The sequence below is a fragment of the Siccirubricoccus soli genome (assembly GCF_024178315.1).
GTDB classification, from domain to species: Bacteria; Pseudomonadota; Alphaproteobacteria; order Acetobacterales; family Acetobacteraceae; genus Siccirubricoccus; species Siccirubricoccus soli.
This window is the reverse complement of sequence record NZ_JAMZIK010000023.1, coordinates 99,205-106,940: the sequence shown is the minus strand read 5'-3', so window position 1 is coordinate 106,940 and position 7,736 is coordinate 99,205. Positions and strand designations below refer to the sequence as shown.

At 74.2% G+C, this 7,736-nt stretch carries 5 protein-coding genes; 3 read left to right on the top strand and 2 right to left on the bottom strand.

Translation table 11 applies throughout. From position 1 onward, the window contains the following. Positions 1–139: 139 nt before the first annotated feature. Both NJ376_RS04200 and NJ376_RS04195 read right to left on the bottom strand, forming a co-directional pair. Positions 140–1,393 (bottom strand): cytochrome P450, encoded by a 1,254-nt coding sequence (locus NJ376_RS04200; RefSeq protein WP_252951972.1) that lies wholly within the window; start codon positions 1,391–1,393, stop codon positions 140–142. Next, positions 1,390–3,219, bottom strand: a complete 1,830-nt coding sequence (locus NJ376_RS04195) for a di-heme-cytochrome C peroxidase (RefSeq protein WP_252951971.1) — start codon at positions 3,217–3,219, stop codon at positions 1,390–1,392. Before NJ376_RS04195 ends, NJ376_RS04200 begins: the two co-directional genes overlap by 4 nt. A 393-nt stretch (positions 3,220–3,612) precedes the next feature. Here NJ376_RS04195 and NJ376_RS04190 point away from each other — a divergent pair, with 393 nt between their 5' ends. The 3 genes from NJ376_RS04190 (at position 3,613) to NJ376_RS04180 (ending at position 7,649) form a co-directional block, all read left to right on the top strand. After that, complete coding sequence (locus NJ376_RS04190; protein WP_252951970.1) at positions 3,613–4,566, top strand: NAD(P)H-dependent flavin oxidoreductase; 954 nt, start codon at positions 3,613–3,615, stop codon at positions 4,564–4,566. Positions 4,567–4,609: 43 nt separating this feature from the next. Continuing rightward, the gene (locus tag NJ376_RS04185) at positions 4,610–6,043 is read left to right on the top strand and encodes an amidase (RefSeq protein ID WP_252951969.1); all 1,434 of its coding nucleotides are present in this window, start codon (positions 4,610–4,612) and stop codon (positions 6,041–6,043) included. Between the two features lie 199 nt (positions 6,044–6,242). Next, positions 6,243–7,649 (top strand): alginate O-acetyltransferase AlgX-related protein, encoded by a 1,407-nt coding sequence (locus NJ376_RS04180; RefSeq protein ID WP_252951968.1) that lies wholly within the window; start codon positions 6,243–6,245, stop codon positions 7,647–7,649. Positions 7,650–7,736 lie beyond the last annotated feature (87 nt).

The following is a 7,736-nucleotide window of genomic DNA, read 5'->3' as shown; positions in this document are numbered from 1 at the left end:
CTCTGCACTCCCTCCGGGGCCAGGACCTGGCCCCGGACCCCGGTGTGAGTCGGCAGGTCGAACCAGCAGACCCACGCCGGAGTCCGGGGAGGAGTATCCTCCCCGGCGAGGGTTTGGGGGCGGAGCCCCCAACCTCTCCCTACACCGCGCCCCCCGACGCCCAGGCAATGCCCAGCGTCTCCGGAAACGGCCCGCCGCGCCGGTCGATCGGCGTTTCCAGCCGGATGGCGGAGCGCAGCAGCACGCGCCGCGCCATCTCCGGGATCAGCACCTCCGCGATGTGCCCGCCCAGGCAGGCATGGTGGCCCCAGCCGAAATGGAAGGCGCTGTGGATCGGCCGCGTCGGGTCGAAGGCATCCGGGGCGGCGAAGCGCGTTCCGTCGAAGCTCGCACTGCCGATCAGCGGCAGCACATGGGTGCCGGCCGGGATTTCCGTCTCCCACGCCTGCCCGCGGCCGAGCACATGCGCCGCGGCGGATTTGCGGAACAGGTAGTGGGACATCGGCGCGAAGCGCAGCGCCTCCCACACATGCCCGTCGAACGCCTTCGGGTCGGGAAGCTGCGCCGCGGCCACCGCCGCCTCCAGCCGCGGCGGCCGCTGCAGCAGCCATTCGATGATTTGCGCCGTGGCCTGGGAGGAGGTCTCGACCGCGCCGATCAGCAGCCCGCCGACGTTCAGCAGCAGCTTCTCCGGCGGGAAGCCCACGGGGCCGGCGATGCGGGATTGCAGCAGCCGCGCCACGATGTCGTCCGGCAGGGCTTTCCCCGCCTTCAGCGCCGCCACCCGGTCGCGCAGCAGCCCGGCCAGGTAGTCCTTCATCTCGCCCAGGCTGCGGCGTGCCTCGGCATGGATGTGGTCATGGTCGGCGCCGAGGTCCCAGGGGTAGTTGTGGAACCCGTCCATCTGCGCCCAGTAGGACCATTCCTGCAGCTTCGCCGCGTCGCTGCCGGCGAAGCCGAAATACTCCTGCACCAGCCGCACCGGGATGTGGCGGGTGATGCCGGAGACCGCCTCGATCCGCTCCCCCGCCCCGTCCAGCACCTTGTCCGTCTCGGCGGCAACGAAGGCGCGGACCCGCGGCAGGTCCCGCCGGTCGAGCATCGCCGTCATCACGCTCTTGTCCAGCGCATGGTCTGGCGTCTCGTCCTGCGCCAGCATGTAGGTGCCGAGCGCGTTCACGTAGGGCTGCACGGTGAAGACCGTGGGCAGGCGCAGCACCTCGATCACGTCGTCGAAACGCGCCACCAGGGTGCAGACCGGCGTCGCCAGCACTGGGCGGCGGGCGCGCAGCTCCGCGAAGAAGGGGCGCGGGTCCTCGCTGTTGATCCATTGCCAGATGAGCGGGAAGCGCTCCGCCTCCGGCAATGCGTCCAGCCGGTCCAGGAAGCTCATCGCGCACCCTCCCAGCGCTGCGGGTTCTTCAGGTACTCCACCACCGCCAGCCGCTGCGCCGGCGTCAGGCTGCGGCGCGGGAAGGCATGGCCCTGGTTGGAATTCGCCGGCTGCGAGGTGTCGAAGCGGAACAGGCCGGGCGCCTCGGCGGCGACGAAGCCGAGCTTCTCCACATCCAGCTCCGCGCTTCCCACCCAGAACACCGCGGGGCGCTCGGCGGGCGGGGAGAGCAGGTCATAGACCGTCGGCACGGAGCCGTTGTGCAGGAACGGCCCGGTGGCCCAGATGCCGAGGAGCGGCCCGGCCTTCAGGCTGTCGAGCTGGCTGGCCGGCATGTTCCAGCGCTCCGGCGCCAGCCGGGCAAGGCGGCCATCGGGGATGGCGCAGGCGTCGCGCACCTCGAAGGCGCCGGTGGGGCGGGGGATCTGCGCCACCATGCGCCGGGAATAGCCGCCCGGGCAGGCGCGGGCCTCGCCGGTGTCCAGCAGCCGGCGGCGCGTCAGGCCGGCGGCGGCGGTGCCGGTCTCCACCACCTGCTTCACCGTCGTCAGGAAGTAGTCGGCCGCCGCCACCTCCTCCCGGCCCTCGAAGAGGTCGGCCAGCGGGCCGGTGCGGATGCGCCAATTCTGCAGCGCGTCCAGATAGGTGCGGTCGGTGCCCACCACGCGCTGCGGCACGGCGCTGATGCGGATGAACTGGCTGCCGTCGAGCGATTGCCGCGGATCGGTCAGGCGGAAGGGCGGCATGTTGTGGCAGCCCTGGCAGTCGCGCTGGAAGATGCGCTGGCCTTCCTGCCAGCGGGCGCGGTCGATGGCGCCGAAGGTCGCCTCCGGCCAGGCCGGCGGCTCCAGGTTGCGCAGCCAATCCTCCAGCGCCGCCAGCGCCTGGTACTGCACGGAAGAATCGAAGCGGCCGGGAGTGCCCGGGGCCGTCAGGTTGGACTCGCCGAAGACCCCCAGCACCTCCCCGGAATTCCGCCCGATGGGGGAGCTGGCGATGGGCACCCATTGCACCCAGTCCTGCCGCGGCGCGGTCCAGAGGAAGGGGTAGGAGACGGGGGCGCGCGGCGGCTGGCGGTTGGCCTCCACCACCTCCGGCGGGGCGGCAAGATGAAGCACGGCGATGCTGTTGATGATCTGCCCCAGCGCATCGACGCGGGAGAAGCCGGCGACATGCGCCGGCCGCTGCACCGCGGCGTGGCGGGCGCTCCGCGCGGCATAGGCGGCATAGGCATCCGTGATCGCGGCGGGCGTCGTGCCAGCGCGTTCGGCAAAGGCGGCGAAGCGCCCGGGGTCGCGGCCGGTGGCCTGCACGGCGGCGTCGAGATCCGCCACGAAGCGGTCGAAGTCGAAGCGGGCCGGCGCGCCCTCGATGCGCAGCCTCGTGCCGCGGAAGGCCACCTCCCCGGTATGGCAGGCGGCGCAGGTCAGGCCGAGCCAGGGGCCGGTGGCAGGATTCGACACGGGGTCGATGGCGAAGCCGATGGGCAGGCGGTCCGGGTTCAGCCCGGTGCCGGCATCATCGGCGAAGAGCAGGCCGTAGCGGGCGAGGTTCTCCGGCGCGGCGAAGCGGCCCTCGCCATCGGCGCGATTCAGCGCGGCGAACCAGGCGCGGGGAATGAGATGCGAGCCCTGGGCGGAGAAGTGAAAGCGGGCGGCAAGCTCCGGCGACCAGCCCTGCGGCAGCGTGCTCACAGGCTGCGCCGGCAGGGACCAGGGCACCTGGCCCGGGGTGGGCGGCAGCGGGTCCCACGCGCCGAGGTTGCAGGCGCCGAGCAACAGGCCCCCGGCCAGACCCATCCATTTCGCGGCCTTCCGCCTGCGCATGACGCTCTCCCCCTGCCGCCGTGCGGTCGTTTCCGGGCCGGGGCAAGCTATGCTTCTGGTTGCAGAGGTGACAAGGCCGAGGGCGCGCGAAAGCGTGACCCAGGTCACAGGCCGTGCAGGGTGGTGCGGGCTCCGCCCCCATGGCCCCGGCAGAGGGCTCTGCCCTCTGCCCTCCCGCCGGGGGTTGCCGGCACTGCCGGCAAAGACCGGTCCCCGGACCCCGGTGGGAGTTTCAGACCCGGCGGTTCAACCGGAGGCTCACGCCCGGGCCCGGGGCCAGGGCCTGGCTCCGGCAGAAGGTTGCCGGCACTGCCACCAGCAGGCAGCGCCCCCGAAAGAGGTGCCGCTCTGGCGCATGATCGCGGGCCGGGTCAGCATGGCGGCATGCACACCATGCTCGAAACCCGTGTCACCCGCCTGCTCGGCATCCGCTACCCCATCGTCCAGGGCGGCCTCGCCCGCGTCGCCACGGCGGAGCTTGCCGCCGCCGTCTCCGCGGCCGGCGGCCTCGGCCAGATCGCCAGTGCCGGGCTCTCCGGCCCGGAAGCGCTGCGCGCCGAGATCCGCCGCTGCCGCGCCCTGACCGACCAGCCCTTCGCGGTGAATTTCCCGATCGGCCGCCAGGATATCTGGCCGGGGCTGGAGGCGGCGCTGGAGGAAGGCGTCCGCATCATCGCGCTGACCGCCGGCAACCCCGCCCCCTACATCAAGCGCTGCCTGGAAGTGGGGGCGAAGACCCTGGTGCTGACCGCCGGGCCGGAGCTGGCGAAGAAGGCCGAGGCGGCCGGCGCCGACATGGTGGCCACCGTCGGCTATGAGGGCGGCGGGCATCTCGGCCGCTCGGACGAGACCACCATGGTCATGGTCCCGCGCACCGTGGCGGCGGTGAAGATCCCGGTCCTCGCCTCGGGCGGCATCGCCACCGGCGCCGGGCTGCTCGCGGCGCTGGCGCTGGGTGCCGAGGGGGTGGAGATGGGCACCCGCTTCGTCGCGGCGGCGGAGGCCAAGGCGCACCCCGCCTACAAGCAGGCCCTGGCCACGGCGCAGCCGGGCGAGACCATGATCATCAAGAAGACCCTCGGCATGCCCGGCCGCGTGCTGGTCAGCCCCTATGCCGAGAGGATCGTCGCGGCGGAGGCGGCGGGGGCGCCGAAGGAGGAGATCGTGGCGATGATCGCCGGCACCGCCAATGCCCGCGGCACGGATGAGGGCGACCTGGCCGGCAGCTATGTCTGGGCCGGGCAATGCGTCGGGCTGATCGACCGGGTGGAGCCGGCCGGCGCCATCATCGAGCGGATGGTGGCGGAGGCCGGGGCGGGCCTCGCCCGGCTGCGCGGCATGTTCTGACGCTCTGCTTGCGGGGCGGGGCCGCGGCGGGGAAGCTTGCGGCATGAGCCCTCCGCCCGCCCGCCCTGCCCTCTCCCCGCCAGCGGGGGAAGAGGCAGCCCTCCTCTCCGCCACCGCCCTCGCCGGCCGCTTCGCCAGCGGCGCCCTCTCGCCCGAGATGGCGCTGGAGGCGGTGCTGGCGCGCATCGCCCGGCTGAATCCCCGCCTGAACGCCATCATCGCGCTGGACGAGGCCGGTGCCCGCGCCGCCGCCCGGGCCAGCGCCGCGCGCTGGCGGGCCGGCACGCCGCTCTCGCCGCTGGATGGCGTGCCAATCTCGGTGAAGGACAACATCACCGTCGCCGGCCTGCCCTGCGCCTGGGGCTCGCCGGTCTTCCGGGATTTCGCGCCGGAGCGGGACGAGCTGCCGGTGGCGCGCTGCCGGGCGGCGGGGATGGTGATCCTCGGCAAGACCAACGTCCCGGAATTCACCCTGCAGGGCTACACCGACAACACGCTGTTCGGCCCGACGCGCAACCCCTGGAACCCGGCGCTGACGCCGGGCGGCTCCTCCGGCGGCGCGGTGGCGGCCGTGGCCGCCGGGCTTGGGCCGCTGGCGCTCGGGACGGATGGCGGCGGCTCCATCCGCCGGCCCGCTTCCCATACCGGGCTGCTCGGGCTGAAGCCGACGCCCGGCCGGGTGCCGCGCTGCGACGGGCTGCCGGCCATCCTGCTGGATTTCGAGCAGATCGGGCCGATCGCCCGGACCAGCGCGGACCTCGTCGCGCTGCTCCGCGTGCTGGCGCCGGAAGATGCGCGAGACCCGGCCTCGCGCGCCCTGCCGCCCCTGGCCGTGCCGGCGGTGCCGGGGCGGCAGCGCATCCTCTACCTGCCGCGGCTCGGTGCGCATCCGGTGGAGCCGGTCATCGCCGCGGCCACGGCGGAGGCGGCGGCGGGGTTCCGCGCCCTCGGCCATCTGGTGGAGGAGGCTGAGGCGCCCTTCACCGTGGAGGAGACGATGGCGATCTTCGGCCCGGTCAGCCAAGCCGGCCTCGCCTGGCTGCTGGCAGAGCGGGGCGGCGCACCGGCCGCGCCCATGCTGCAGCAGATGGCGGAGGCGGGCCGCGCCCTGCCGGCGACGGCGCTGTTCGGCGCGGTGGATGCGGTGGCCGGGTTCCGCCGCCGCTTCGCCGCCCTGTTCGGCGCCTGGGACCTGATCCTGACGCCCGCCGCCGCCGCCCTGCCCTGGCCGGCGGAGCAGATCGCCCCGCCCAGCATCGCCGGGCAGGCGGTGGGGCCGCGGGGCCATGCGATCTTCACGAACTTCGCCAATATTGCGGGGCTGCCGGGCATCGCCCTGCCCATCGCGCCCGCGCCCTCCGGCCTGCCTATCGGGGTACAGCTTGTCGGGCCGGCCGGGGCGGATGGGCTGCTCTGCGCCATGGCCGTGCAGTGGGAAGCGGCAGAGCCCTGGGCAGAGAGGTGGCCGGAGCTTTGAGGAAAGAATGGGGGCGCTGCCCCCATGCCCCCGCCGGGGCCAGGACCTGGCCCCGGACCCCGGTCTGAGTCGGCAGGTTGAACCAGCGGACTCAGACCGGGGGCCGGGGAGGGGTCCCCTCCCCGGCAGGGGTCGCAGGGGGCAGAGCCCCCTGCCTCTGCTTTCCCTCCCCCCCCGCCTGCGCTAGCACCCCGGCCGCATGCAAAGTGACCCCTCCCCGCCCCCCAGCCTGATCGGCATGGTGGATGTGCTGACCCCGCCCGGCACCCTGCATGGCTGGGCCCGGTTGCAGGGTGGGGAGGCGAAGGTCACCATCATCGCCCGCCGCGGCGGCGCGGAGATCGCCCGCGCCCTGGCCGAGCTGGCGCGGCCGGACCTCACCCAGCACCAGCTCGGCGATTGCGCCTTCCGGCTGGACGCCGCGGCCCCCCTCACCGCGGCGGAGCTGGCCTCGGGAGAGGTGGTGGTCACCGCCGAGGCCCCCGGCCTGGCGCCGGTGACGCTGCCCCTCAGCCCCTCCCTCCGCCCGCCTGAGGCCGCCCGCCCCGGCGCCGCCGCCGTGGTGGCGGCGCTTGAGGCGCTGGACGCCCATGCCCTGGCCGAGCTGCGCCTGACCGCGAAGCCCGGCGGCATGGCCGCCCGGATGCTGGAGGTGATGACCACCGCCTTCGCCTCCGGCTGGGCCCAGCGCGCCCTGCTGGATGACAGCCGGCCGGAGGAGGACCGCGTCGCCTGGCTGCCCCTGCCGGTCGGCCTCGTCTCCGGCGACGGGGCGGCGATGCTGGGCAGGGGCGGCTGGCTGTTCCTGACCGGCGGGCCGAACCGGGTGCTGGACCTCTACCCGCCCATGGCGAGCCCGGCCTCCGTGGCCGAGGATGTGGCGAAATGGGCCGCGCTCTGCCGCGCCCGCCGGACGGCCTGCGCGCAGCGGGGCATCGGCTTCCGCCAGCTCATCATCCCGGAGAAGCTCTCCCTGCTGGCGGAGCGTCTGCCGCTGGCGGTCGAAACCCCCTCCTGCCTGCTGGCGGGGCTGGAAGCGGCGCTGGGCGGGCTGGAGGGCGACTATCTCTCCGGCCTCGCGGTGCTGCGGCAGGCGCCGCCCGAGGCGATGTTCCGCCGGCTCGACAGCCATTTCACCCCGGAGGGGGCGTGGCGGCTGGCGGCGGCGGTGGCGGCCAGCCTCGGCCTGCCGCCCCTCGAGCTGGCGCCGGAATTCGCCCCGCGCGGGCGCCTCGGCGGCGGCGACCTGACGCTCCGCTTCTTCGGCGTGCCGATGGCCGAGCCCCTGGCGGAGGCCGAGGCGGTGCGGCTGGCCCGGCCGGAGGTGATCCTCGATGCGCCCGCACCGGGCGGCGCGCATCTCGGCACCCGCCGGGCCTGGCGGAACCCGGCGGCCAAGGGTCGCGGGCGGCTGCTGGTCTGCGGCAACTCCTTCGCCGCGCCGGATGGCCAGGAAGGGCTGTGCTGGTGGCTGGCGCAGTATGTGGAGGAGGTCCACTTCCTCTGGTCCCCGGCGCTGGACTGGGAAGAGGTGGCGCGGGTGCGGCCGGATTGGGTGCTGTGCCAGACGGTGGAGCGGTATCTGCCGGCGGTGCCGGGAGCATAGCCCTATCCCCACGACGTCGCTGCGGGCCTTTGTGGGGCCCCGGATTCGCTCGATGCCCTGGGCCTCGCACAGCCTGCCGCGGCAAAG